Raw genomic sequence first — 23,934 nt, forward strand, 5'->3', positions numbered from 1 at the left:
GTCCTCCAAAGGTTCAGGCGGACTTATTGCCGCCCTTCTGCAGCGCCTCTTTTAACTGGCTCAGCAGCTCACGACGAAAGTCGCCGAGCCTCGGCTTATCCTGCTCCAGCCAGGGCAATGGACGGCAAAGCTCCATCGCTTTTATGCCCAGTCTTGCGGTTAATAACCCTGCACCAATACCCTGCGCGGCCCGCGTAGAAAGCCGGGCGGCAATGTCCTGCGACATCCAGTCCATACCCACTTCCCGCACCAGTTCAGATGCCCCGGCAAAGGCCATATTAAGCAGCACCAGACGGAATAGCCGGATGCGGCTGAAGTAACCCAGCTCAATGCCATAGATTGCCGCGATACGGTTGACCAGCCGCAGATTACGCCAGGCGATAAACGCCATATCCACCAGCGCCAGCGGGCTGACCGCAATCATCAGTGTGGCTTCCGCTGCATGACGGCTGATCTCGCGTCGCGCCTGACGATCCAGCACTGGCTGCACCAGCTGTGCATATAAACGGACAATTTCACTGTCATTGTGGGTTTCGTGCAGTGAAGCATGCCAGCGCTGCAGAGCCGGATGCGCCTGATCCAGCTCCGCCTGCAGCGCCAGCTTTTCGCAGAATGCGCGGCCTTTGCCGATACCATGACTGTGCAGCAGCTCGCGGCCCACATCCCGCTCCTCTGCGCGCTGACGCAACTGATAGAGGCGACGCCACTCGGTGGTCAGCGCGCCCACACCGGCCAGGACGATCAGGCCACCTGCCACGCCGCTGCCCAGCGAAAACCAGTCGCGGGCCAGCCAGGCATCGTGCGTCCACTGTACACCCTGCGCCATCACGCTGACGCCGAACAGCAGTGCGCCTGCCGTCACCATTTTGCGCCACAGGCTCCGCTTAGGCTTCAGCGCGGCTTCTACCGCCCGTTCACCTGCGCCCTCCTCTTCAACGGCGGCATCTTCATCCTGCACCGCCAGAAACGCAGCCTGCGCTTCTGCTTCAAAGGTTTGCGCCGGACGCAGCGGCGTCGTGCTGCTCTCATCCAGCGGATGGGCAAAATCGATACGCGGCTTCAGCGGATCGCTCATCGCAATTTATCTCCCAATAAAAATTCCAGCGCGGCATCCATGCGGATATGCGGCAGCGGACGATCAACGTCAAGCTGCTGCGGCCGGAACTGTTCAAACTGAAAACCCTGCTGCTGCCAGAAAGCGTTACCGGGCAGGCGCGGCGGCACTTCGCCGGGATAGACGGTGAGCGGCTCGCCATCGGTCAGTCGATGACCGCGCAGGGCCGGGATCTTCTCGCCACGGTGATCGACCAGCCCGCTTTGCGTCGCCTGCACTGACGCCAGCCCGATGCAATCCATACTGATGCCTTCAAATGCCGCGTTCTGCCACGCATCCTGCACCAGTTGCTGCAACAGAGACACCATGTTGCCATGCTGATCGCTGGTAATGTGGTCCGCCTTGGTGGCGGCAAACAGTAATTTGTCGATTACCGGTGAGAACAGCCTGCGGAACAGGGTGCGCTGACCGTAATGAAAACTCTGCATGAGTTGCGTAAGTGCCAGTCGCATATCATTAAACGCCTGAGGTCCGCTGTTCAGCGGCTGCAGACAGTCCACCAGCACAATCTGGCGATCAAAACGCAGGAAATGGTTTTTATAAAAGCCTTTAACCACATGCTGACAGTAGTAGTTAAACCGCTGCTGCAACATGCTGAAGTTGCTGCCTTTGTCGGCCTGCGCAAGCTTAGTCAGTTGCGCCTCATCAGAAGTCGGCCAGGGGAAGAACTGCAGCGCGGGCGCGCCTGCCATATCGCCAGGCAGCACGAAGCGGCCCGGCTGAATAAAGTGTAAGCCTTCCGTTTTACAGCGATGCAGGTAGTCGGTCCAGGCGGCAGCAATTTCCGCCAGCTGGGTTTCATCGGCGGGTGCTAACGGGTCGAGTTTTTCGCAAAGTGCGCGCCACGACTTAGCCCACTCAGCGCGATCGCCCTGCAGCAGAGCGTTCATCTGTCGGGACCAGGTGAGGTAATCCTGCGCCAGCATCGGAAGATCGAGCAGCCATTCGCCGGGATAGTCGACAATCTCAAGATAGAGGGTCGCCGTCTCTTTCAGATGGCGCAGCAGTGAATCATTAGGCCGGTAGCGCAGCGCAAGACGCATTTCGCTGACGCCGCGGGTTGGCGTGGGCCAGGCGGGCGGCGTGCTGTAGAGCTGTGCCAGACCTTCGTCGTAGGTAAAACGCGCCGTGCCCATGTCGCGCTGCGGCACCCGTTTCACGCCCAGCAGGCGTTCATCCCGCACAACGGAAAACAGCGGCAAACGTGCGCCGCTGTGAACCGTTAAAAGCTGATTAACCAGTGAGGTGATAAAGGCGGTTTTACCGCTGCGGCTTAAACCGGTGACCGCCAGCCGCAGGTGGCGATCGACGCCACGGTTCATCAACGCCACTAATTCAGTTTGCAGTCTTTTCATCGTTCTCCCTGATGAAGCGCGATGCCACCCGGTTCATCACGCGTTTCAGCAGTGGCTCAAGTGCCACAGCCAGCAACAGACGTAACGGGCGTCGCGCTACCGATTTTACCGCCCAGCCAGTCACACCAGCAGGACCGTAGGTAACAGCATTGATAATGATGAATTTAGCCGCCGACTTCAATGCAGGTGCCGCGCGGTGACGAAAAGCAGTGGATCGCGAAAAAGACATCAACACCTCCATAGAGAGAGCGGACGGGCCTGAAGACGGCCCGGGAATAAAATAATCAAATCTGGCGGAAACGGCTGCGTACGCTGAAGGTTTCAGACGTGACATAGCGCTCCAGGTCGCGCACGTTGCGCTCATCCCGTTGCAGGGTGCTCTCCAGCTGATCCAGCAACTCGCTGGCGGTTGGCTGGCGTTCGCCGTCACTGGCATTGGCAGGCTTCTCATCCAGCACAAAACCCAGCACGAAGTAGGCGATCACCGTAAAGACAAACAGTCCAAAGAACAGCGATAACACCACAATAACCCGCAGCAGGCGAACCGGAATGTCGAGATACTCTGCCAGACCCGCGCAGACGCCCATCAGCTTGCCTTCATCAGGCTTGCGCCATAATTTACGACCTTTCATCATGGCTGCCTCCAGTTAGGATGCTCGGCGTCCAGAATCGCTTCCAGCGCATCAATACGTTCACGCATCCGCTGCGCATCCTGCGTGACGCGCTGCAGGCGCTGGATTTCGCTTTGCGACAGTTCCGAACCGCCGCTGCGTTTGTTGCTGTAATGCAGCCATAACCAGATCGGTGCGACAAACAGCACGAAGATCGTTAGCGGTATGGCGAGAAAAAGTGCGCTCATTGACTCTCCTTAATCACTTATCGCAACGTCGATGATTACTCACTGCGGTTCATTTTGGCTTTCAGCGCATTAAGCTGCTGGCTGATTTCATCATCCGCTTTCAGGTCAGTAAACTGCTGGTCCAGAGTTTTAGGTTTACCAAAACCGTGGCTTTCAGCTTCGGCTTCCATGTGGTCAATGCGACGTTCAAAAGATTCAAACCGAGCCATCGCTTCGTCGATTTTGCCGCTGTCGAGCTGACGACGCACATCGCGTGATGAAGAAGCCGCCTGATGACGCAGTGTCAACGCCTGCTGACGAGCACGCGTCTCGCTCAGTTTTTTCTCCAGCTCGCTGATTTCGCCTTTCATGCGTTCCAGCGTCTCTTCAACCTGGCCCACTTCCTGTTTCAGGGAGGCGATCAGGTCGGTGAGTTTCTGTTTTTCAATCAGCGCCGAACGCGCCAGATCATCTTTGTCTTTGCGCAGCGCCAGCTCCGCTTTTTCCTGCCAGTCAGCCTGTTGCAGCTCAGCCTGATCAATACGGCGTGACAGCTGTTTCTTTTCAGCCAGCGCCCGGGCAGAGGTGGAACGCACTTCGACCAGCGTGTCTTCCATTTCCTGAATCATCAGGCGGACCAGTTTCTGTGGATCTTCCGCACGCTCCAGCAGGGAATTAATGTTGGCATTTACGATGTCAGCGAAACGAGAAAAAATACCCATAATGATGTTCCTCTTTTAATGTTTTAAAACGTGATGCCCTGCCTGATTAATACAATATGCGTGCCAACTTTTTATCATATTGATTTTAATGTAATTTTAAATTTTACAGCCTTTTCGCCTTGTTTTAAGATAGTCAAAATGATTAAGGGATGGCGAAATTCATCATGACAGGCACTAATGATAATCTGCTGGGTGAGTCTAATAATTTTCTGGAGGTACTGGAGCAGGTTTCAAAACTGGCTCCCCTTGAGAAACCGGTGATGGTGATTGGCGAGCGCGGCACGGGTAAAGAGCTTATCGCCAGCCGACTGCACTATCTTTCTGACCGTTGGCAGGGACCCTTTATCTCACTGAACTGCGCCGCGCTGAATGAGAATCTGCTCGACTCTGAGCTGTTTGGTCATGAAGCCGGTGCCTTTACCGGGGCACAGAAGCGCCATCTGGGACGTTTTGAACGTGCTGACGGCGGCACGCTGTTTCTGGATGAGCTGGCAACCGCACCAATGCTGGTGCAGGAAAAACTGCTCAGAGTAATTGAGTACGGGCAGCTGGAGCGCGTAGGCGGCAATCATGCCCTGCAGGTTAACGTACGGCTGGTCTGCGCCACCAACGAAGATTTGCCTGCCCTGGCGGCGGCAGGGAAATTCCGCGCCGATCTGCTGGATCGTCTTGCCTTTGATGTGGTTCAGTTGCCGCCTCTGCGCGAACGTCGCAGCGATATTCTGGTGATGGCCGACCATTTTGCCATCCAGATGTGCCGCGAGCTTGGCCTGTTGCTGTTTCCCGGATTTACCGCTAAAGCGCAGCAGGCCCTGCTTGATTACCACTGGCCCGGCAATGTTCGCGAGCTAAAAAATGTGGTCGAGCGTTCGGTTTATCGTCACAACAGCAGCGAGTTGCCGCTGGATAATGTCATTATCAACCCGTTCGCTTCACGCTCTGAACCGGTTGTGCTCCCGCGATTCAGTCAGGAGACGCAGCGTGGCGGCCTGCCTGCTCTGCCGCTGGATCTGCGTCAATGGCAGAATCAGCAGGAGCGGGATCTGGTCGATGCCAGCCTGCACCAGGCTCGTTATAACCAGCGCCGCGCTGCCGGATTATTAGGCGTCACCTATCATCAGTTGCGTGCAATGATGAAGAAGCACGATATAAAAGCAGAGAGTTAATTTACGCCACTCCAACCTATGATTTTTTCTCGTCCTTGTGAATTAACAACCCGGTATAAACCGGGCTGTTTTTCACGTTGAGCCATCTATCCATTATGTGTTGTGCGACTTAGTCCCCATTTTTTCAGGTTGCCTGATGGCAGGAACCAGACCGACGCCAGCGGTAGCCATCACCACGGCCAGCGCTGACATCAGCAATACAGCACTCATACCAAAGTGTGTTGCCAGCGGACCCGCGACCAGTTGTCCAAAGGGAATGGCGATAAAGGAACCCATCGCATCATAAGCGTACACGCGAGCCAGCTTATCCGGTGGAATATGAGTCTGTAATGCGTGCGCCCAGGTTACGCCGAACAGGCCCAATGACATGCCAGCAATAAAGAACCCTGCTATCAGCAGTGCTGCTGACGCATTCTGGCTCAGCATAAGTATTGGGAGTGCGTAAAGACCTGCCAGCATCGCGCCAATAAAGAGATCACGACGTGGATGCCATCTCATAGCCAGAAATGAACCTGCAATTAAACCCGCGCTATGGGCGGCCACAATAATCCCCCATCGCGCCCGTCCGAAAGAGGCATCGGCAATCATTGGGCCCAGTACCACGACGATGCCATTGAACGCGACGTTGATAATGGCAAACTGAAGGACTATCGACCAAATCCAGCTTCGTCCGGCGAACTCTGCCCAGCCTTCTTTGATATCACGCAGGATATTGCCTTGCGAAGTCGCGGCTTTATTCGATTTCACACGGATCAGGAAATAGAGCGGCGCGGAAACGGCAAAACCCAGCGCATCAATTGCCAGTCCCCATCCCGGCCCGACAGCGCTGGTGATAATTCCCCCCAGCGATGCCCCCATTACCGTACCGCCATAAATCCCCAGCTGAATTAAAGCATTAGCCTGACGCAAATCCGTTGCAGGAACCACCTGCGGAACCAGCGCAGACGAAGCTGGCAGAGCGATGCCTGCTGCCGCACCATTCAGGGCACCCAGCAAAGTCAGGCTAATGACGGTTGCTGAACCATGGAGTACAGACCAGGCGACGATAGCCTGAGAAACAGCGGCAACCAGCGCCGATACAACTAATACATGGCTGCGTGAGTAGCGATCGGCAATGACACCCCCTACCAGCAGAAATAGCACGTTGAACAGTGAGCGGGACGCAACAACTATCCCTAAGTCAGAGGCAGAACCACCAATATCCAGTACCGCAAAAGCCAGCGCAATGGGAGCAATTCCATTGCCCAGTACGGTGAAGAGACGTCCGAAAAAGAGGTAACGAAAGGATGAATGCTGAAAAGCCTGAGCGTTTTTTTGGAATTTATTCATTGCCAGGAAGTAGGTGACCAGAAGATGAGCTTATAGTACCTGCGTTTTTGTAAAAGTTAAGCGCGATATTACACTTTCCAGCGTCAGATACATCGAATGCATGCGGATATAAACACAATCTATAATTCAAGGGATTACATGATTTACTATTCTGGTTTGAATCTTAACTAAACTAATGATACCAATACCCGTTAATAGTTGAAGTGGCTTTTAATCAGATTTACAGCAATTAATTGAATAATCCATTTCGCACTACATAACCATGGTGTGGAAAGATCCCAGCCATTACATATGAAATTATTAAATATTGATCTTTATCATTATGCCTTCGATTTTTTTAATATGCACTTGAGGTTTATGCGAAGCCAGCATTAACTCTCCTCCAAAAGGAATATAACTTAACCCATTAAAGGATTTTTAATATGGCTATTCCAGCATATCTTTGGTTGAAAGATGATAGTGGTGCGAGCATCAATGGTTCAGTAGATGTTAAAGACCGAGAGGGAAGCATTGAAGTTACGGGTTTTTCTCATAACTTAAGACTGCCGACTGATTCTATGACAGGCAAGCCCACAGGGACAAGAAAACATGCACCCATCATCGTTCAAAAAGAATTCGATTCATCTTCTCCCTACCTTTATAAAGCAGTGGCAACTGGACAAACATTAAGGTCAGCCGAGTTCAGATGGTACAATATCAACTACGCAGGTCAGGAAGAAGAATACTTCAACATATTACTTGAAAATGTCAGAATTGTCGGTATCTCGCCCATTATGCATGACACTAAAGACCCTGAAAAAGAAAAACATAATCATCTTGAATGCGTTGAGTTTGCTTACGAGAAAATAACCTGGAAGCATTGTGATGGTAACATCATTTTTTCAGATAGCTGGAATGAAAAGGCATAAATCATGAGATATCCTGCCTTAGCGGCATCTCCATCTCCTCCTTATGATATTCTTTCATTTACTCCAGCTGGAGTTTTGTTGATAAACAATATGATGGTTGCACGTTTTCACAGGGGACCCTCAGCCCTGACATATGTCTGGTTTTATAACCAGGTTAAAGGACATGGCCCATGGGATTATAAATTTCAACAGGGGAGCCAATATGAACATTTTGGTAATTTTCATTATGGTGCTGTGGGGCATGCCGCTGGAATAAAAGACGCTGTTCTTCTTCGCGCAGCCGGTTGGGCGCAAAACCGGGCCGGAACCCGCAGAGAGGAATTTGATGTCTGGTATGGCGCAGCGCCTTTTGGAGATGACCCTGACGATCAATACTGGATAAGAGCTGGGATAGATTATGCAAAACGTTCCGGTTTTTAAAAAGCGCACGCTGGTTCTGATGCTGATGCTGATGCTGATGCTGATGACTATTGTCTTTGCAGGCTGGCGGCTTTCGCAGTTATCACCGCTTGAACAGTCAATCATCAGGAAAGTTAACGTCAGCAGCCGGATTAACCTTTACATCACCGAAGCCAGTGCGGGTGCCACAACTGCCTTCTCATACCGTTTTTATCTTTATGATGCATCCCGAAGCGATGAATCTTTTAAAGAAAGTCTGAACGACGACCTAAAGCCTTTCCTGATCACCTCAGATGATGACGTCTTTCCTCGCGTTCGTGATAAGGCGATATATTTGACGATTAACGGCGAGATTTTCGCTTTCCACAATTTGCCTGGTATTCGCATCAACGAGGAGCCCTATTCCGTCCCGGTCTTCCTCACCGCCTCACCACTTTGATCTCCTTTGCTTGCAATCTCTTCCCCGTCCAGACAGGCATGCCACTCTACAAAAGCCAAAAAAAAGCCCGCCAACAGGCGGGCAACAATACTGGAAGCAATGTGAGCAATGTCGTGCTCTTCTTCGGCAGAGCCACCGTCGAAGTGCAGGTGAATAATAATCATTCTTATTATCATCTGTAAAGCAGTTATTGAGAATTTTTCTCATTACCACACCTTCTGTGTGCGCATTATGCGTTGCGATGACGAAAATCAGGCTGCCAGTGGCTGCAGGTTTTGGGACTATGCCCGCTTTGCGATACACTTCGGTTAATGCCTCAAAATCGTTGAGTTCTATGTTAAAACTACTATGTTCGCTGTTGCTTGGCCTCAGCGCGTTAAGTGCCCCTGCGTGGTCAGCGCCTGCCGGTGATATACGTCAGACCGGCTTTGTCTATTGCGTCAGCGGGACGCTGAACACCTTTAATCCGCAGATGGCCAGCAGCGGGCTGACTGTCGATACGCTGGCAGCACAGTTGTATGACCGCTTACTGGATGTCGATCCCTACACCTATCGTCTCAAGCCCGATCTGGCGTCGAGCTGGGAAGTACGCGATAACGGCGCGACGTATCGTTTTCATCTGCGCAGTGGCGTCCAGTTTCAGCAGACTAATCAGTTTCGCCCGACCCGGCCGCTGAACGCCGACGATGTGGTCTTCAGCTTTGCAAGGATGTTTGACCGTCATCACCCCTGGCATAACGTCAATGGCGGTAACTACCCCTACTTTGATAGTCTGCAATTTGCCGATTCCGTACAGAGCGTGAAGAAGATCGACAACAGAACGGTTGAGTTCAGGCTTAACAGCCCGGATGCCTCGTTCCTGTGGCATATGGCGACCCACTATGCGCCGGTATTGTCGAAAGAGTATGCCGACCAGCTCACCGCTAAGGGCCGTCAGGAAGAGATGGATCGTCAGCCAGTGGGCACCGGTCCTTATCAGCTCAGTGAATATCGCACCGGTCAGTACATCCGTCTGGCGCGCAATCCTCACTACTGGCGTGGGGTGCCGCGTCTGCAACAGGCGGTGATCGATCTTGGCTCCGGCGGAACCGGGCGCCTCTCCAAACTGTTAACCGGTGAATGCGATGTACTTGCCTATCCCGCTGCAAGCCAGCTCAGCATACTGCGCGATGACCCGCGCCTGCGGATGACGCTGCGTCCCGGTATGAACATCGCCTATCTGGCTTTTAATACCCGTAAACCGCCGCTCGACCGCCCTGAAGTGCGGCATGCGCTGGCGCTGGCCATCAACAATGAGCGGTTAATGGAGTCGATCTATTACGGCACTGCCGAAACGGCCGCTTCGATATTACCGCGCGCATCATGGGCTTATGACAATGATGCACGCATTACCGGCTATGATCCCGGGAAGTCCCGCGCCGCGCTGGCTGCACTCGGCATCAGCGATCTTCATCTGAGGCTGGTTGTGCCTGCCGCCTCGCAGTCGTGGAATCCCAGCCCGCTGAAAACCGCCGAACTGTTACAGGCGGATCTGGCGCAGGTTGGCGTCCGGCTGACAATTGTGCCGGTAGAGGGACGTTTTCAGGAGGCGCAGCTGATGGCAATGAATCATGATCTGACGCTGTCAGGCTGGGCAACCGACAGTAACGATCCGGACAGCTTCTTCCGCCCGCTACTCAGCTGTGCGGCGATTCGCTCGCAGACCAATTACGCGCACTGGTGCTCTCCGGCTTTTGACGAAACGCTCCAGAATGCTCTGTTATCACAACAACTCTCTGGCCGCATCGACAGTTATGACAAAGCGCAGCAGATTCTTGCGCAGGAGTTACCGGTGCTGCCGCTGGCCTCCTCTCTGCGACTGCAGGCATTTCGTCATGATATCAAAGGGCTGGTACTGAGTCCGTTTGGCAACGCCTCGTTTGCCGGAGTTTATCGTGAAGCTGATGAGGGTAAGTAAGTGATTATCTATATTTTGCGCCGCCTGCTGCTGCTGCTCATTACCCTGTTCCTGCTGTCGCTGGTCAGCTTCAGCCTGAGCTACTTTACCCCTAACGCCCCGCTGGAAGGCGCTGCGCTCTCCGATGCCTGGTGGTTCTGGTTTAAAGGGATGCTGCAGTTTGATTTCGGCGTCTCCAGCACCAACGGTCAGGAGATTGGGCTGCAGCTGCGTGAGGTTTTCCCGGCCACCATGGAGCTCTGTATCCTGGCGTTTCTGTTTGCGCTGCTGGTCGGTATCCCGCTGGGGATTTGCGCCGGTGTGATGCGCAATAAATGGCAGGATAAAACTATCAGTGCGGTGGCCCTGATCGGCTTCTCTGCACCCATTTTCTGGCTGGCACTGCTGCTGACGCTGTTCTTCTCGCTGACCCTGGGCTGGCTGCCGGTATCGGGACGTCACGACCTGCTCTATCCGGTGCAGAATATCTCCGGCTTTGCGCTGATTGATGCCTGGCTGAGTCCTTCGCCCTGGCGGCATGAGATGATTATCAGCGCCCTGTCCCACCTGATTCTGCCGGTGCTGGTGCTGGCGATGGCGCCGACCACAGAAGTGATCCGGCTGCTGCGCAACAGCACCAGCGATGTGATGGATAAAAATTATGTCAAAGCAGCGGCCACGCGCGGTCTTTCGCGCTTTACGGTGATCCGCCGCCATGTGTTGCACAACGCGTTACCGCCCGTCATCCCGCGTCTGGGCCTGCAATTCTCCACCATGCTGACGCTGGCGATGATCACCGAAATGGTCTTTAACTGGCCTGGTCTGGGCCGCTGGCTGATCAACGCGATTCGTCAGCAGGATTATGCGGCGATCTCAGCGGGTGTGATGGTGATTGGCGGGCTGGTGATTCTGGTGAATGTGATTTCTGACGTGATTGGTGCGGCAATGAATCCGCTGAAACATAAGGAATGGTATGCCCTCCGATAATATTTACGCCGAAAAACGCCTGCCCAGCGCGTTTCGTCAGAGCTGGCATCATTTCTATGGCAACCCGATTTCGATGGTCGGCCTGTATGGCTTTGGCGCATTGCTGCTGCTCTGCCTGTTTGGCGGGTTCATGGCACCTTATGGTATCGACCAGCAGTTCCTGGGATATCAGTTGCTGCCGCCGTCATGGTCGCGCTACGGCGATGTCTCGTTTTTCCTCGGCACCGACGATCTGGGCCGTGACGTACTGAGTCGCCTGCTGAGTGGTGCTGGCCCGACGGTGGGTTCGGCGATTCTTGTGACGCTATTCGCTACGCTGGGCGCGCTGGTGCTGGGCGTGCTGGCGGGCATGACGCACGGCATTCGCTCGGCGGTGATGAACCACGTGCTGGACACCCTGCTCTCTCTTCCGTCGCTGTTGCTGGCGATTATCGTAGTGGCGTTTCTCGGGCCGCGTCTTGAGCATGCCCTGCTGGCGGTCTGGCTGGCGCTGATGCCACGCCTGGTGCGCGAGATTTACAGTGCCGTGCATGATGAGCTGGAAAAAGAGTATGTGGTTGCCGCACGCCTGGACGGTGCGCGTGGCCGTAATATTCTGCGCTACGCTATATTGCCAAACATTTTACCGTTGCTGATTACCGAAATTACCCGCGCGCTGTCGATGGCGATTCTGGATATTGCCGCACTCGGCTTTCTTGACCTCGGCGCGCAATTGCCTTCGCCGGAATGGGGTGCGATGCTGGGCGATTCGCTGGAGCTGATCTACGTTGCGCCCTGGACCGTGATGTTGCCCGGTGTGGCGCTGATGGTCAGCGTATTAATTGTTAACCTGCTCGGTGACGGCATCCGTCGCGCCGTCGAAGCGGGAGTGGAATAAATGCCATTACTTGATATCCGTAATCTGACCATTGAATTTATGACCGCTGACGGGCCGGTCAAAGCGGTCGACCGTGTTAATCTGACGCTGGGCGAAGGTGAAATACGGGGTCTGGTTGGTGAGTCCGGCTCCGGTAAAAGTCTGGTCGCCAAAGCTATCTGCGGCGTGACCAACGATAACTGGCGCGTGACCGCCGATCGCATGGTATTTGATGATGTGGACCTGCTGCGCCTCTCCCCGCGCGAGCGCCGTCGCATTATCGGACATAACGTTTCAATGATTTTTCAGGAGCCGCAATCCTGTCTCGATCCCTCTGAGAGCATTGGCCGTCAGCTGATGCAGGTGATCCCACGCTGGACGTATAAAGGTCCATGGCTTAAACGCTTCTGGTTCTGGCGCAAAACCCGCGCTATCGAACTGCTGCATCGCGTCGGCATCAAAGATCATAAAGACATCATGCGCAGCTTCCCCTACGAGCTGACCGAAGGCGAATGCCAGAAAGTGATGATCGCCATTGCGCTGGCTAACCAGCCGCGTCTGCTGATTGCCGATGAACCGACCAATGCTATGGAACCCACGACGCAGGCGCAGATATTCCGCCTGCTAAGCCGTCTGAACCAGAATAACAACACCACTATTCTGCTGATCAGCCACGACCTGCGCAGCATGAGTCAGTGGGCGGACCGCATTAACGTGATGTACTGCGGTCAGACGGTGGAAACCGCTCAGAGCGAAGATTTAATGAGTACGCCGCATCATCCTTATACGCAGGCGCTGATTCGGGCGATGCCCGACTTTGGCCGCGCGCTGCCGCATAAAAGCCGTCTCAATACGCTGTCAGGCGCCATCCCCTCGCTGGAAAGCCTGCCGATTGGCTGCCGTCTGGGGCCGCGCTGCCCCTACGCGCAACGCAAATGTGTTGAAACGCCGCGCCTCACCGGCAGTAAGACACATCTCTTCGCCTGTCATTTCCCGCTGAATATGGAGGGCCAGTAGCATGGAGACCCTGCTGGAAGTGCGCAACCTGAGTAAAACCTTTCGCTATCGCACCGGCCTGTTCCGCCGCCAGCACGTTGAAGCGGTGAAGTCGGTCAGCTTTACCCTGCGCGAAAAGCAGACGCTGGCGATTATCGGTGAAAACGGTTCCGGCAAGTCCACGCTGGCGAAGATGCTCAGCGGCATGATCGCCCCCACTGAAGGTGAGATTCTGATTGACGACCATCCGCTTACCTTTGGCGATTACGGCTATCGCAGCCAGCGCATCCGCATGATTTTTCAGGATCCCTCAACCTCACTCAATCCACGTCAGCGCATCAGCCAGATCCTGGAGTTCCCGCTGCGACTCAATACCGAACTCACTGCGGAAGAGCGCGAAAAACGCATTATCGCTACTCTGCGTCAGGTGGGATTACTGCGCGATCATGCCGGATATTATCCGCACATGCTGGCACCCGGTCAGAAACAGCGTCTGGGCCTGGCGCGCGCGTTGATCCTGCAACCCAAAGTGATTGTGGCCGATGAAGCGCTGGCCTCACTGGATATGACCATGCGTTCCCAACTGGTGAATCTGATGCTGGAACTGCAGGAGAAACACGGAATCGCCTACATTTATGTCACTCAGCATCTGGGCATGATGAAGCACATCAGCGATAAGGTGCTGGTGATGCATCAGGGCGAAGTGGTCGAGCGCGGCGGCACGGCTGATGTGCTCGCCTCCCCGCTGCACGATCTGACCCGACGCCTGATCAGCAGCCATTTTGGCGAAGCACTGAGTGCCGAAGCCTGGCGGCGCGAGCGCTGATTTTTGCTGCATATCGCGGAAATTGCGGGCCGATTTACCTGATTTATGAGAGACGTGCTAGAATCCGCACGTCGATTAACGTCGGTCGCTTACTTTTTAACCATGCGGCCGCCAACTACAATGACCATAAGGATTACAGCTATGGGTTTTCTTTCCGGTAAGCGCATTCTGATTACTGGCGTTGCCAGTAAACTTTCCATCGCCTACGGTATTGCACAGGCGATGCACAAACAGGGCGCAGAACTGGCTTTCACCTACCAGAACGACAAGTTAAAAGGTCGTGTGGAAGAGTTTGCTAAAGATTTGGGTTCAGACATCGTGCTGCCATGTGACGTAGCCGAAGATGAGAGCATCAAATCGCTGTTCACTGAACTGGCAAAAACCTGGCCGAAATTTGACGGTTTCGTTCACTCTATCGGTTTCGCCCCAGGCGATCAGCTGGTTGGCGATTACGTGAATGCCGTTACACGCGAAGGCTTTAAAATCGCGCATGACATCAGTGCTTACAGCTTCGTCGCGATGGCCAAAGAGTGCCGCGAGATGCTGAATCCAAATTCTGCGCTGCTGACCCTCTCTTACCTGGGTGCTGAACGCGCGATCCCGAACTATAACGTCATGGGTCTGGCGAAAGCGTCGCTGGAAGCTAACGTGCGTTACATGGCAAACGCGATGGGCCCTGAAGGCGTGCGTGTTAACGCCGTTTCTGCCGGTCCAATCCGTACCCTGGCCGCATCAGGCATCAAAGATTTCCGTAAGATGCTGGCACATTGCGAAGCGGTTACCCCGATTCGCCGTACCGTTACCATCGAAGATGTCGGCAATTCAGCAGCATTCCTCTGCTCTGATCTGGCTGGCGGCATCACCGGTGAAGTGGTACACGTTGATGGCGGCTTCAGCATCGCCGCAATGAACGAACTGGAACTGAAATAAGTTCTGCAAGGGCGAGCCTGGCTCGCCCTTCTCAATACGCCCGCCTTGCCCTTCCCGCCTGATTTCGCTGCCGTTATACCGTAACGCTATTAATTATCACCGATCATTCTTTTGCCCCGGACGGCCCATCAGCGACGATAAGCCTGCCCTTCGGTTAATGCACATTTTCAGATTGTGCCGCCTGCATGCCGAACCTGAATTTGTAAAAGGATTGATCATGGAACAACGCCGCTATCCGGGCCATAACCACTGGTTTTACGAGAGCCAGACCAGTCCACGTACCGCTCAGGCCGCACCGCTGGTGCCAGAGGCCGCCCATATCGACGATCGTTTCCTCCTGGGCTGCTATGCCGATAACGCCGTGGTGCAGTCATTGCTGCGCACGAATCAGCCAGCCCTGCTGGCAGCACGCGATCTGGCACAGCTGCTGTTTCCCGATCGCGTTGTTACCTCGCTGACGCACACCTTAACGCTCTACGACCGCCTCAGCACCGCGCTGACCGTGGCGCAGGTCGCAGGTGTACAGCGGTTGTGTAATCACTACTCTGCCCGCCTGAATCCGCTGCCCGGCCCTGACTCTTCGCGCGAGAGTAATAACCGCCTGACCCAGATTACGCAGTATGCGCGCCTGCTGGCGATGCAGCCTGAGCTGATTAACGCCAGTGCGATCACCGCTCTGGATGCCGTAGGCCTGACCGAACCCGATATTGTGACGCTGAATCAGGTGATCGGCTTTGTCAGTTATCAGGCCCGCGTCGTCGCCGGATTACAGGCGCTGCAGGCCCAGCCGGTACGCTGGTTACCGGGCACCACTGCCCCATCCGACGCCGACGCCACCGGTTTTGACCAGCCTGCCCACTGGCAGCCCGTGCTGAAGCCGCTGGAGCTGCGGTATGCCAGTGCCGAGCAGCTCGCTGCCGTTACCCGCTGTCAGTCTTTGCCCGGCATGCAGGATGCGGTATGGCTGCTGGTTCACGACCCGTCGACGCTCTATGGCTGGGCGCAGCTGCGTCAGCATCTCTCGCAGGAAAACACCCTGGCAGAGGCGACCGCCGCCCGTATTCTGGGCAGTCGCTGGGCGTTCCGGCTGCTGGCCGGGAATGAGGTTTTAATTGACGGTGTGGACGGGGTATCTCAAGGTGAAGAGCAGCAGATTATTGCGCTGGCAGCGCAGCTGACCCGCTCTCCTGAGCGATTCAGCGCGGCTCACCTGCAACCGCTGATGGAGGCGGGCTGGGAGCCTGAGGCACTGTTCGCGCTGATTCAGCTTGTCGCGATAGGAAACTGGAACAGTCGCCTGTTTTACGCCCTGGGCGAAGCGCAGTAGCCGGGCTAAACCGGCAACAGACCACGTGCTTCGTCAAAAAAGTGCTGAGCCAGCGGTGTGGCTCGGCCAGGTTCGGCGATGACCAGCGCCGCCTGGCGCGCCATCGGCGGCAGCGTAATGGCGCGCTGCTGTAATCCCTGTAATGAAGCGGGCAGCAGATGACCGACCGGCGACACCAGAAGCCCCAGACCGACCTGTGCACACTGCATCAGCTGCATGACAGAGGCGCTCTCCACGATAACCCGTGGCACCAGCGTCGCTTCGCGAAAAGCCATATCAAGATAACGCCGGAAATAGCGCGTCGGCTCCGCCAGGCAGAGCGGCTGCTGTGCCAGCTCGTCCAGCGTAAGCGGAGTTTCTGCCACCAGCGCCGGGAAATGGTCGGGATGGAATATGGCTTCAACGCCCCGATCGGCCAGCATCTCGGTCTGGAAATGAAGCTCCCGTAGCGTCGCCATTTCGAAAAAGCCAATACCGACATCCACGGTGTGGCTGTTTAACGCTTCCAGCAGCTGGTCAGCACTGAGCACCGCAATGCGATAGTCGAGTTGAGGATAGCGCGCCTGCACGGCTTTCAGCAGAAGCGGCAATGCCACGCTGCACTGCGGCACTACGCCAACCCGCAGCGTACCGTTCACCCCATGTTTCAGCGATTCCACTTCCAGCTTCAGTCCCTGATAGACCGAAACAATTTCCCGCGCCCACGCCAGTACCCGATCGCCCTCTGGCGTAAAACCGGCAAAGTTATTGCTGCGGTTAATCAGCGGCAGGCCCAGTTCGCGCTCAAGATTTTTCAGGCGCATGGAGAGTGTGGGTTGTGTGACAAAACTGGCTTCCGCGGCTCGTCCGAAATGACGTTCCCGCTCCAGGTTACACAGGTAAATAAGTTGTTTAATGTCGATGTTCTTTTACCATCAGTAACTTACAGATTAATATTTTAGAGGGGCATACTTTTATGCACTAAGCGATGGATTAAAATTTAACTACCCTCTTACTGCCATTATTACGTTTATATTATGCCTAATGCAGTCATGCTTCAAACTGGCAGAGACCCGACCCGTCAGACAGTGAGTCAGTAAAGCTCATATCCTGTTCTGCCTGAGCCTGTTGTAAAGCAGAACTTCCGTCTACACTTTCCCGTAGCGCTCATGACATCAGAATAAATTAATTTGAAAACAAGAAGATATGATTCAATTCTGTTTAGCCGCTCTCACAATTGGCGCATCTGTGGATACAAAGAATTTCTCTGCAGTGATTGATTTGTGTCTGATTAGTTAAAATTCGATGAGGTTAAGAATATTTGTGGATGAAGTCGACCAGGCTCAGGTGCGTGAAGAAGCGCATCTTTCCGCATCTCTTGCAGCCCGTAAGCCAAAATTCAAAAGTCTCAAGGATCTCAAGGATTAAGCATGTGATGTAAAGATGAAGCTGTTGTAGCCAGCACTGCGGTCTGTTCAGTTGAGTGCGATGAAGACTATCACAAGTCTCGTCGGGTACAGAGCCAGCTTACAGGCGAATAGCCATCCTGTAGCCCTTCTTAACTCAGGTCTGGCCGAACTTCTGGTCAACAATGCTTTAGACGCGTTCCGGCTCACTACCAGACCTGGAAATGGACACGGTTGCGACCTTTATTTGATAGTCATGGCGGTCTTCTGCTCACACGTGGCGTCAGTCCGGCCCACTATAAAGACCTCTCTGGAGAGACTTAAGCATGCAGAAAGAGGCTAATCAGTCGATATTTCCAGCCAGCGCTGAAAAAGGCGTCCGGTCAGCAACACGGTGTTCACCGGACGGCTTCATTACGCATTAACCGGTTAATTCGGTTACATCGCCATATGCTCGGCAGATTTCAGATGCTGCTCGACTACAGGGGTATGTTCGTCTGCCAGTGTCTTCACATCCGGATCTTTTATCTTCATGGCATCACTCTTCAGCGTCGAAAGCACCATCTTATGGTCCATTACGCCTGCGTTTTCCATATACATTTTATCAAATGCGCCACCGCTCTGCTTTTCCAGTTTATCGGCCATGGCCTTGTGTTTAGCATCCGGCTCAGCAGGCAGTGTCACGCCTTTTTGTTGCGCAACCGCCTTAACTTTTGTCAGAGCGCTACTGTGATCATCGACCATTTTCTGAGCAAAGATTTTGACGTCAGCGCTTTGTGTTTTACTCAGCGCAATTCTGGCTGCGGCAACTTCGTTAATGTTGGCCTGCGCCATATCTTTCAGCGCTTTTTCATCGCCCGCGCTGAGCTTACCTTTGGCAACGGTCTGCTCTGCATTCCCGCCCTGCGGGGCGCTCGTCTCAGTCTGGGCCTGCACGCTGACAGTGCTGAACAGGGTGACGACTGCCGATATAGCCAGCAACCCTTTGAGGGAGTGATTCTTTTTCATTATATTCTCCTTAATATCACGAAGAGATCGATGGCAGATAACGCTCTTTATCATCGACGTGAAATAACAAATGTCATGGTCCATAAAGTGGACCTCCGATTTTAAGAAATCAGTCAGAATGTTGTTCTGCCACTGAATGGCTGTAACTTACGCAAACAGACAATAAAAAAGCAGGCACAAAGTTTCGGACAGAGCACCTTTCAATTAAACCTGACGCCGTTCATCAATTTAAACACGGCCTTCCTGTGTCTTACCCCTTCGACTGACTGAGCCGCCTTTACGGCCGGCCTCAACCGCCCTCTCAGGGTTATTTTTGAAATTTCCACTGCTGGCCTTCCCTCCTTTACTTCCTGCTTCTGCAGCACGCTGTGGATTTTCTGCAAAATTACCTGCCCCGCCCCGATGATTCGTCATATTTTTTCCTCATATATCATTTCAAATAGAGTTTACTCATTAAGCATGGTTGCCTTTGCAGATAATCACAAACATAAACAGTTAATTGCAGCAGAACAAAAACATTAAAAATGTCTTCCGCTCCGCTTATAAAAGAATTTTTATCTATCATAAGCAACAGCTTCGGAATAAAGCTTGTACAAAAAACCCACTCATTGTACAACTTAATTTAAGTTTCTTTTGAGATGATTCTTATGACCCACTCTTCTGTAACCGGCATTTTAATCAGTTATTATCAGTTTATGGGCTGGTATAAGGGGTCTGCAGAAATGCATGAAAACCAGAGCGGGATAATTTCGACAAAGACAAAAAATAAAATACTGGCATGACCGAACGGGCCATTAAATCAATGATTTATTGATTTTTATATGAGCGTTCAAAGATAAGAAGGAACGCTGACGGGCAGGCGATATTCTCTCAGTTCATTTTCCAGTTAATCATTGTGTCATGCCGATGTTAATTATCCATGAGCACATTTAAGCGTGTTTGTGCTACTGATTTGGTGGCAGCATTAACCAGAATATAATGCTTATTATTATCCTGCTATAGCTCAGCTCTTTAACCACACGGTTCATCTGCGCTGGCGGAATGATGCAATCCGGATTTGCGCAATCCTGATACAAGCAGCAGAGATAATTGTCTGGCTTAATTAAGTATGCCCTTTGATTTTACTGGCCTGGTAAAGATGGCGTTCAGCGCCAGACAGAGTAACCCGGCTCCCACCGGCAATAAAAAATCATAGCTGAGCAATCTGTAAAGCCCTATACCGGCAATTCCGCCAACCAGAAACGAGAGCAGTGTCAGGCAGTGCAGCCGCAGCCGCCCCAGCCAGATCGGTGCATCTTTCGGTGATACTTTGCGCCGCAGCACCTCAAACAGCATCGCCAGCTCGATTCCAATATCGGTCGCCGTACCGGAGACATGAGTGGTGCGAACGCGGGCATTGGAGATGCGCGTTACCACCGCATTCTGCAGCCCCATCAAAAAACTCAGACTCAGGATCAAGACTACACCGGGCGACAGCGGCGGAAAGTGATTCTCAATTATGCCCAGCGTAATCAGCGCGATGCCCTCAATCAGGATAACGAAGGCATAGATAGTACGGATATTCCTGCGGTGCCCGGCATTAATCATCAGCGTTGAAAAAACGGAGCCCGCAATAAACAGCAGGACGATAGACAGAAAAAACAGGCCCGGCCCGAGACTGGCTTTTGCCAGATGATCGGAAAGCAGCGAGACATTTCCGGTCATGTTAGCTGAAAAGAAACCGACAATTTCAAAGGCGGCGGTATTGAGCGCGCCTGCAGCAGCGGCAAGCGTGCAGGCCAGTCGGGTATCGGCGCTGTTGCTGCGGGCACTTTCTGTGCTGATTAGCATGACAACCCCGTATTCAGTGAAAAGCTGTATAATCCGCTCATTCTGCCGCCGTCACAAGGCGCGGAATCAAACATGCTCTTCTCTGCCTGACGAGACGCATCACAGCATCCCGCGCTGCATAGACGCAGCGCGGATGAAACCAGTTAGCTGTTTGCCAGACGGAAGGTGGAGACCGACTGCGTCAGGTACTGCACCTGCTCCTCCAGCGAGGCCGACGCCGCCGCAGATTCCTGAACCAGCGCCGAGTTCTGCTGGGTGACGCTGTCCATCTCGGTGACCGCCTGTTCAATCTGACCGATGCCGCGACTCTGTTCATCAGATGCGGTAGAGATGTGCTCCATCAGCAGATTCACGCGGCTGACTGAGGAGATAATCGCGCTCATCGCTTCGCCCGTCCGGCTGACCTGATCGGAACCGGCGTGGATGATGGAGACAGATTCTGCAATCAGCCCCTCAATCTCTTTGGCTGCGGTAGCACTGCGCTGGGCCAGATTACGCACTTCCCCTGCGACTACCGCAAAGCCACGTCCCTGCTCACCCGCACGGGCGGCTTCGACGGCCGCATTCAGCGCCAGAATGTTCGTCTGGAAAGCGATACTGTCGATAACGGTCGTGATCTCTTCAATCTTCTTCGAGCTGGCGTTAATCAGCGCCATCGATGTCACCACTTCCTGCGAGACTTTTTCGCCGCTTTCCGCATTTTTCACCGCTTCACTGGTCAGACGACAGGCTTCAAAGACGTTTTCAGTGTTCTGTTTCACCGTTGCGCCCAGCTGCTCCATGCTGGCTGCGGTTTCCGTCAGCGCGGCGGCCTGCTGTTCGGTGCGCGAGGCGAGATCGATGTTACCCGCCGCAATTTCCTGCGAGGCGGTAGAGACTGAGCGGGTTGAATCCCGCACCTGCAGAATAATGGCAGTCAGCGCGCTGCGCATCTGCTCCAGCGAACCCATCAGCATCTGAATTTCACTGCGTGAACCCGGTTTCACTGGCACTGTGGCATCCAGAACGCCTGCCGCAATAAGCTTACAGTGTTCCTGCGCATCATTGATTGGCGAAAGCACATAGCGCTTCATGAAGATGTAAATGGCGATGACGATGCCAAAAAAAAGCACGCCAAAGAGACCCAGCAGGGTAACACCCGAGGTGAAGTGACTCTGTGCGTCGCTGTTGAGCTTTTTGGCGTAGGTTTCGTGCTGCGCCAGAACACGGTCCAGAATGATTTCATACTGACGATCAAGGCGAACCACGGTGGCAATCTGATTTTTAAAGCGCACCTGATCGTGCGCCTCTGCCGCCTCGATCAACGGCTGTAAACCCTGCTGACGATAGGCCTGATAAGCCTGGCTATAGGCGTCGGCTTCCGCCTCTTCGCCCGGCAGACGCGGCGCGTTCATGTAGGCCTGGAATGCGGCATCCGCTTTACCCGCCACGGTCCGCACGCTGTCCAGCGTGGCGGGATTGCTGGCGTCACTGCCCTCAATCTCCTTCATGTACTCCATCAGACGGACACGCAGCGTACGGCTATGGTTGATCGGGTCAATCACCGAAAGCACCACGCGGATCTCTTTGTTGACCGCATTCAAAGAATGATTGCTCTGAATCAGCAGCCAGGTACTGATTGCCACGCTGGTAAGAAACAACGCCAGCAGGAAGGTGAAGATAATCAGGGAGGACTTTTTTAACGACATCGCGAAGTTCCGATAATAAGGAGGATGAGTCGCTATATCGGCAGAAAGATGCGGCCCATTAGGGCTGGGCTTTTTTTAGTTACAATAAGCGGGACGGCAGCGATCTGCATATCTGCAGGAAGAGGTGCTAACCGCCCGCGAGCGCCGGACGGTTAGCGAAGTAATCACGTCTGAAGAGAACTGTCGTTACGCGACGCCCAGCGCCATTTTCACTTCGTTAGCGATCTTCTCAACCTGCGGGCCGTAGATCACCTGAATGTCATGCTCGCTGACGCGATTTACCCCGTTAGCACCGGTGCTCATCAATGTCTGATCGACCACCTGATTCATCTCTTTGACCCTTACCCGCAAACGGGTAAAGCAGCAATCGACATCTTCAATATTGGCCTGCCCGCCCAGCCCGCTGATGATCACCTGTGTCCGCTCATCCGCAGCGACCTGCTGCGGTTTCTCTTCCTCCGACTCGCGGCCCGGCGTCTCGACATGCATCCGGGTGATCACCAGCCGGAATGCGTAGTAGTAGATCGGCGCGTAGATGATCCCCAGCGCCAGCGTCCACCACCAGTGGGTTTTCGCGCCGCCCAGCATGCCAAACACCACCAGATCGATGACACCACCCTGCACATTGCCGATCATCAGATGCAGCATCGACATCAGCATAAACGACAGGCCGGTCAGGAAAGCATGCAGCAGGTAGAGCACCGGCGAGACAAAGATAAAGCAGAACTCCAGCGGCTCGGTAATCCCGGTGGTAAATGAGGTCAGTGCGCCCGCCATCACCAGTGCTTTGACACGCTGTTTATGTTCGGGCCGCGCGGTGTGGTAGATCGCCAGCGCCGCAGCGGGCAGACCAAACATCATCACCGGAATCTTGCCCTGTGCCAGAAACTGCGTGGCGGTGCGCAGCGTCTCATCGGGGATAGAACCCGGATGAGTCAGCGAGGCATTAAAGATGTTGAGCGCGCCGACAACGGTCTGACCATCGACCACCGCCATGCCGCCAATCGGCGTAAAGCGCACGGTTTCATTCAGGATGTGATGCAGACCGGTGGGGATCAGGATGCGCTCAAAGGCACCCAGCAAAAATGCGCCGTACTGCCCGCTTTTGCCAATCATCTGACCTATCCAGGCGATACCGTCACCAATAGTCGGCCAGATCAGGGCCAGTAGTACCCCAACCAGCGGCAGACAGACCACGGTAACGATCGGCACAAAACGCCGTCCGCCAAAGAAGCTGATCGCCGTGGGCAATTGCTGGGTATAGAAGCGATTATGCAGTACCACCGTGATCAGACCGGCAATCACCCCGCCCAGCACGCTCATGTTGTAGGTAAAGACGCCCAGCATGTTGATATATTCCGCTGAGGTCATCATGGCGGTGGTCTGATCCATCCCCGCCTGCTGCAGTGCTGCCGGTGTGGTGGTGGCGGCGGTGATCCCTTTGGCCGCCAGCGTCGCGCTGATACCGACGTTCATCACGATATAGCCAATCACCGCGGCAAAGGCAGCGGTAGGTTTTTCCGCTTTCGCCAGTCCGATGGCACTCGCTACTGCAAAGAAGACTGGCAGGTTAGCAAACAGCGCCCCGGCGACTTTGCGGATAAACCCAATGATTAACTGCGGCACCTGCATCTGCGCAAAGGCCTCGCCGGTCACCGCCGGGTTCTGCATCGCTGCCGCCAGCCCGAGGAAAATACCGGCGGCAGCGATGACCGAGATTGGCATCATCAACGCTTTGCCGAACGCATGAATCTGGCTGGTCAGCTGTTTCATAGATTTGTGCCCTCTCTGAGAGTGAACAGCAAGTATTAGCGCGTTGTGGTGAGAACTCCCGTTATCAGCCAGTTAAAGGCGAGTAAAATCTGACCACCATCACAAATCTGGCCGATGCACGA

At 54.0% G+C, this 23,934-nt stretch carries 25 protein-coding genes; 11 read left to right on the top strand and 14 right to left on the bottom strand.

Features of this window, described 5'->3' with window-relative positions:
- Positions 1 to 13: 13 nt before the first annotated feature.
- From N1689_RS06035 to pspA, 6 genes are read right to left on the bottom strand one after another with little or no spacing between them, the layout of a single operon-like run.
- Complete coding sequence (locus N1689_RS06035; RefSeq protein ID WP_260058269.1) at positions 14 to 1,075, bottom strand: YcjF family protein; 1,062 nt, start codon at positions 1,073 to 1,075, stop codon at positions 14 to 16.
- Positions 1,072 to 2,469 carry a YcjX family protein gene (locus tag N1689_RS06040; RefSeq protein WP_222925428.1) on the bottom strand — a complete coding sequence of 466 codons (1,398 nt, stop codon included), beginning with the start codon at positions 2,467 to 2,469 and terminating at the stop codon, positions 1,072 to 1,074. Before N1689_RS06040 ends, N1689_RS06035 begins: the two co-directional genes overlap by 4 nt.
- Positions 2,450 to 2,698, bottom strand: coding sequence for a phage shock protein PspD (gene pspD / locus N1689_RS06045; protein WP_003853796.1), 249 nt, complete (start codon positions 2,696 to 2,698; stop codon positions 2,450 to 2,452). The genes N1689_RS06040 and pspD overlap by 20 nt, the downstream gene beginning before the upstream one ends.
- Before the next feature lie 55 nt (positions 2,699 to 2,753).
- The gene (gene pspC, locus N1689_RS06050; protein ID WP_013357981.1) at positions 2,754 to 3,104 is read right to left on the bottom strand and encodes an envelope stress response membrane protein PspC; all 351 of its coding nucleotides are present in this window, start codon (positions 3,102 to 3,104) and stop codon (positions 2,754 to 2,756) included.
- On the bottom strand, positions 3,101 to 3,328 hold the full coding sequence (gene pspB, locus N1689_RS06055; RefSeq protein WP_161735233.1) for an envelope stress response membrane protein PspB: 228 nt from the start codon (positions 3,326 to 3,328) through the stop codon (positions 3,101 to 3,103). The genes pspC and pspB overlap by 4 nt, the downstream gene beginning before the upstream one ends.
- A gap of 35 nt (positions 3,329 to 3,363) precedes the next feature.
- Complete coding sequence (gene pspA / locus N1689_RS06060) at positions 3,364 to 4,029, bottom strand: phage shock protein PspA (RefSeq protein ID WP_161735236.1); 666 nt, start codon at positions 4,027 to 4,029, stop codon at positions 3,364 to 3,366.
- Positions 4,030 to 4,193: 164 nt separating this feature from the next.
- On the opposite strand from pspA, the gene pspF reads away from it, so the two are divergent.
- The gene (gene pspF / locus N1689_RS06065; protein WP_260058272.1) at positions 4,194 to 5,195 is read left to right on the top strand and encodes a phage shock protein operon transcriptional activator; all 1,002 of its coding nucleotides are present in this window, start codon (positions 4,194 to 4,196) and stop codon (positions 5,193 to 5,195) included.
- Between the two features lie 93 nt (positions 5,196 to 5,288).
- On the opposite strand, the gene N1689_RS06070 is transcribed toward pspF, so the two are convergent.
- Entirely contained in the window at positions 5,289 to 6,524 is a 1,236-nt protein-coding gene (locus N1689_RS06070) for an MFS transporter (RefSeq protein WP_405038494.1), read from the bottom strand.
- A gap of 422 nt (positions 6,525 to 6,946) precedes the next feature.
- Between N1689_RS06070 and N1689_RS06075 the strand changes: the two genes are divergently transcribed.
- From N1689_RS06075 to N1689_RS06085, 3 genes are read left to right on the top strand one after another with little or no spacing between them, the layout of a single operon-like run.
- Positions 6,947 to 7,432 carry an Hcp family type VI secretion system effector gene (locus N1689_RS06075; RefSeq protein WP_122458382.1) on the top strand — a complete coding sequence of 162 codons (486 nt, stop codon included), beginning with the start codon at positions 6,947 to 6,949 and terminating at the stop codon, positions 7,430 to 7,432.
- Positions 7,433 to 7,435: 3 nt separating this feature from the next.
- Positions 7,436 to 7,852 carry a polymorphic toxin type 44 domain-containing protein gene (locus N1689_RS06080; RefSeq protein ID WP_222925426.1) on the top strand — a complete coding sequence of 139 codons (417 nt, stop codon included), beginning with the start codon at positions 7,436 to 7,438 and terminating at the stop codon, positions 7,850 to 7,852.
- A complete protein-coding gene (locus N1689_RS06085) occupies positions 7,830 to 8,270 on the top strand; it encodes a hypothetical protein (RefSeq protein WP_260058277.1) in 441 nt (146 codons plus the stop codon). Before N1689_RS06080 ends, N1689_RS06085 begins: the two co-directional genes overlap by 23 nt.
- Here the strand turns inward: N1689_RS06085 and N1689_RS06090 are convergent.
- The gene (locus tag N1689_RS06090; protein WP_260058279.1) at positions 8,231 to 8,434 is read right to left on the bottom strand and encodes a hypothetical protein; all 204 of its coding nucleotides are present in this window, start codon (positions 8,432 to 8,434) and stop codon (positions 8,231 to 8,233) included. The two genes, N1689_RS06085 and N1689_RS06090, sit on opposite strands and share 40 nt — an antisense overlap.
- Before the next feature lie 170 nt (positions 8,435 to 8,604).
- Between N1689_RS06090 and sapA the strand changes: the two genes are divergently transcribed.
- The 7 genes from sapA to N1689_RS06125 all read left to right on the top strand — a co-directional run bounded on the left by sapA (position 8,605) and on the right by N1689_RS06125 (position 16,128).
- The gene (gene sapA, locus N1689_RS06095) at positions 8,605 to 10,227 is read left to right on the top strand and encodes an ABC transporter substrate-binding protein SapA (protein ID WP_161736799.1); all 1,623 of its coding nucleotides are present in this window, start codon (positions 8,605 to 8,607) and stop codon (positions 10,225 to 10,227) included.
- Positions 10,228 to 11,193 (top strand): putrescine export ABC transporter permease SapB, encoded by a 966-nt coding sequence (sapB, locus tag N1689_RS06100; RefSeq protein WP_161736800.1) that lies wholly within the window; start codon positions 10,228 to 10,230, stop codon positions 11,191 to 11,193.
- Complete coding sequence (gene sapC / locus N1689_RS06105) at positions 11,180 to 12,070, top strand: putrescine export ABC transporter permease SapC (RefSeq protein ID WP_013357991.1); 891 nt, start codon at positions 11,180 to 11,182, stop codon at positions 12,068 to 12,070. The genes sapB and sapC overlap by 14 nt, the downstream gene beginning before the upstream one ends.
- Positions 12,071 to 13,066, top strand: coding sequence for a putrescine export ABC transporter ATP-binding protein SapD (gene sapD / locus N1689_RS06110; RefSeq protein ID WP_161736801.1), 996 nt, complete (start codon positions 12,071 to 12,073; stop codon positions 13,064 to 13,066). It begins immediately after the preceding gene.
- 1 nt (position 13,067) lies between these two features.
- Positions 13,068 to 13,871: a putrescine export ABC transporter ATP-binding protein SapF gene (gene sapF / locus N1689_RS06115; RefSeq protein WP_161736802.1), complete on the top strand. Its 804-nt coding sequence runs from the start codon at positions 13,068 to 13,070 to the stop codon at positions 13,869 to 13,871.
- A gap of 141 nt (positions 13,872 to 14,012) precedes the next feature.
- On the top strand, positions 14,013 to 14,801 hold the full coding sequence (fabI, locus tag N1689_RS06120) for an enoyl-ACP reductase FabI (protein ID WP_090960651.1): 789 nt from the start codon (positions 14,013 to 14,015) through the stop codon (positions 14,799 to 14,801).
- Between the two features lie 217 nt (positions 14,802 to 15,018).
- A complete protein-coding gene (locus tag N1689_RS06125) occupies positions 15,019 to 16,128 on the top strand; it encodes an oxidoreductase (protein ID WP_222925424.1) in 1,110 nt (369 codons plus the stop codon).
- Between the two features lie 5 nt (positions 16,129 to 16,133).
- On the opposite strand, the gene N1689_RS06130 is transcribed toward N1689_RS06125, so the two are convergent.
- The 6 genes from N1689_RS06130 to N1689_RS06155 all read right to left on the bottom strand — a co-directional run bounded on the left by N1689_RS06130 (position 16,134) and on the right by N1689_RS06155 (position 23,812).
- Positions 16,134 to 17,030 carry a LysR family transcriptional regulator gene (locus N1689_RS06130; RefSeq protein ID WP_161736805.1) on the bottom strand — a complete coding sequence of 299 codons (897 nt, stop codon included), beginning with the start codon at positions 17,028 to 17,030 and terminating at the stop codon, positions 16,134 to 16,136.
- A 921-nt stretch (positions 17,031 to 17,951) separates the two neighbouring features.
- The gene (locus tag N1689_RS06135; RefSeq protein WP_161736806.1) at positions 17,952 to 18,521 is read right to left on the bottom strand and encodes a DUF4142 domain-containing protein; all 570 of its coding nucleotides are present in this window, start codon (positions 18,519 to 18,521) and stop codon (positions 17,952 to 17,954) included.
- A 228-nt stretch (positions 18,522 to 18,749) separates the two neighbouring features.
- Positions 18,750 to 18,935 carry a general stress protein gene (locus tag N1689_RS06140; protein WP_260058288.1) on the bottom strand — a complete coding sequence of 62 codons (186 nt, stop codon included), beginning with the start codon at positions 18,933 to 18,935 and terminating at the stop codon, positions 18,750 to 18,752.
- Between the two features lie 684 nt (positions 18,936 to 19,619).
- Positions 19,620 to 20,351 carry a YoaK family protein gene (locus N1689_RS06145; protein ID WP_161736291.1) on the bottom strand — a complete coding sequence of 244 codons (732 nt, stop codon included), beginning with the start codon at positions 20,349 to 20,351 and terminating at the stop codon, positions 19,620 to 19,622.
- 143 nt (positions 20,352 to 20,494) lie between these two features.
- Positions 20,495 to 22,039 carry a methyl-accepting chemotaxis protein gene (locus N1689_RS06150; RefSeq protein WP_161736292.1) on the bottom strand — a complete coding sequence of 515 codons (1,545 nt, stop codon included), beginning with the start codon at positions 22,037 to 22,039 and terminating at the stop codon, positions 20,495 to 20,497.
- Positions 22,040 to 22,225: 186 nt separating this feature from the next.
- Positions 22,226 to 23,812 (bottom strand): PTS transporter subunit EIIC, encoded by a 1,587-nt coding sequence (locus tag N1689_RS06155; protein ID WP_260058291.1) that lies wholly within the window; start codon positions 23,810 to 23,812, stop codon positions 22,226 to 22,228.
- Positions 23,813 to 23,934: the final 122 nt, after the last annotated feature.

It is taken from the genome of Pantoea sp. XY16 (assembly GCF_025153065.1).
GTDB classification, from domain to species: domain Bacteria; phylum Pseudomonadota; class Gammaproteobacteria; order Enterobacterales; family Enterobacteriaceae; genus Pantoea; species Pantoea alfalfae.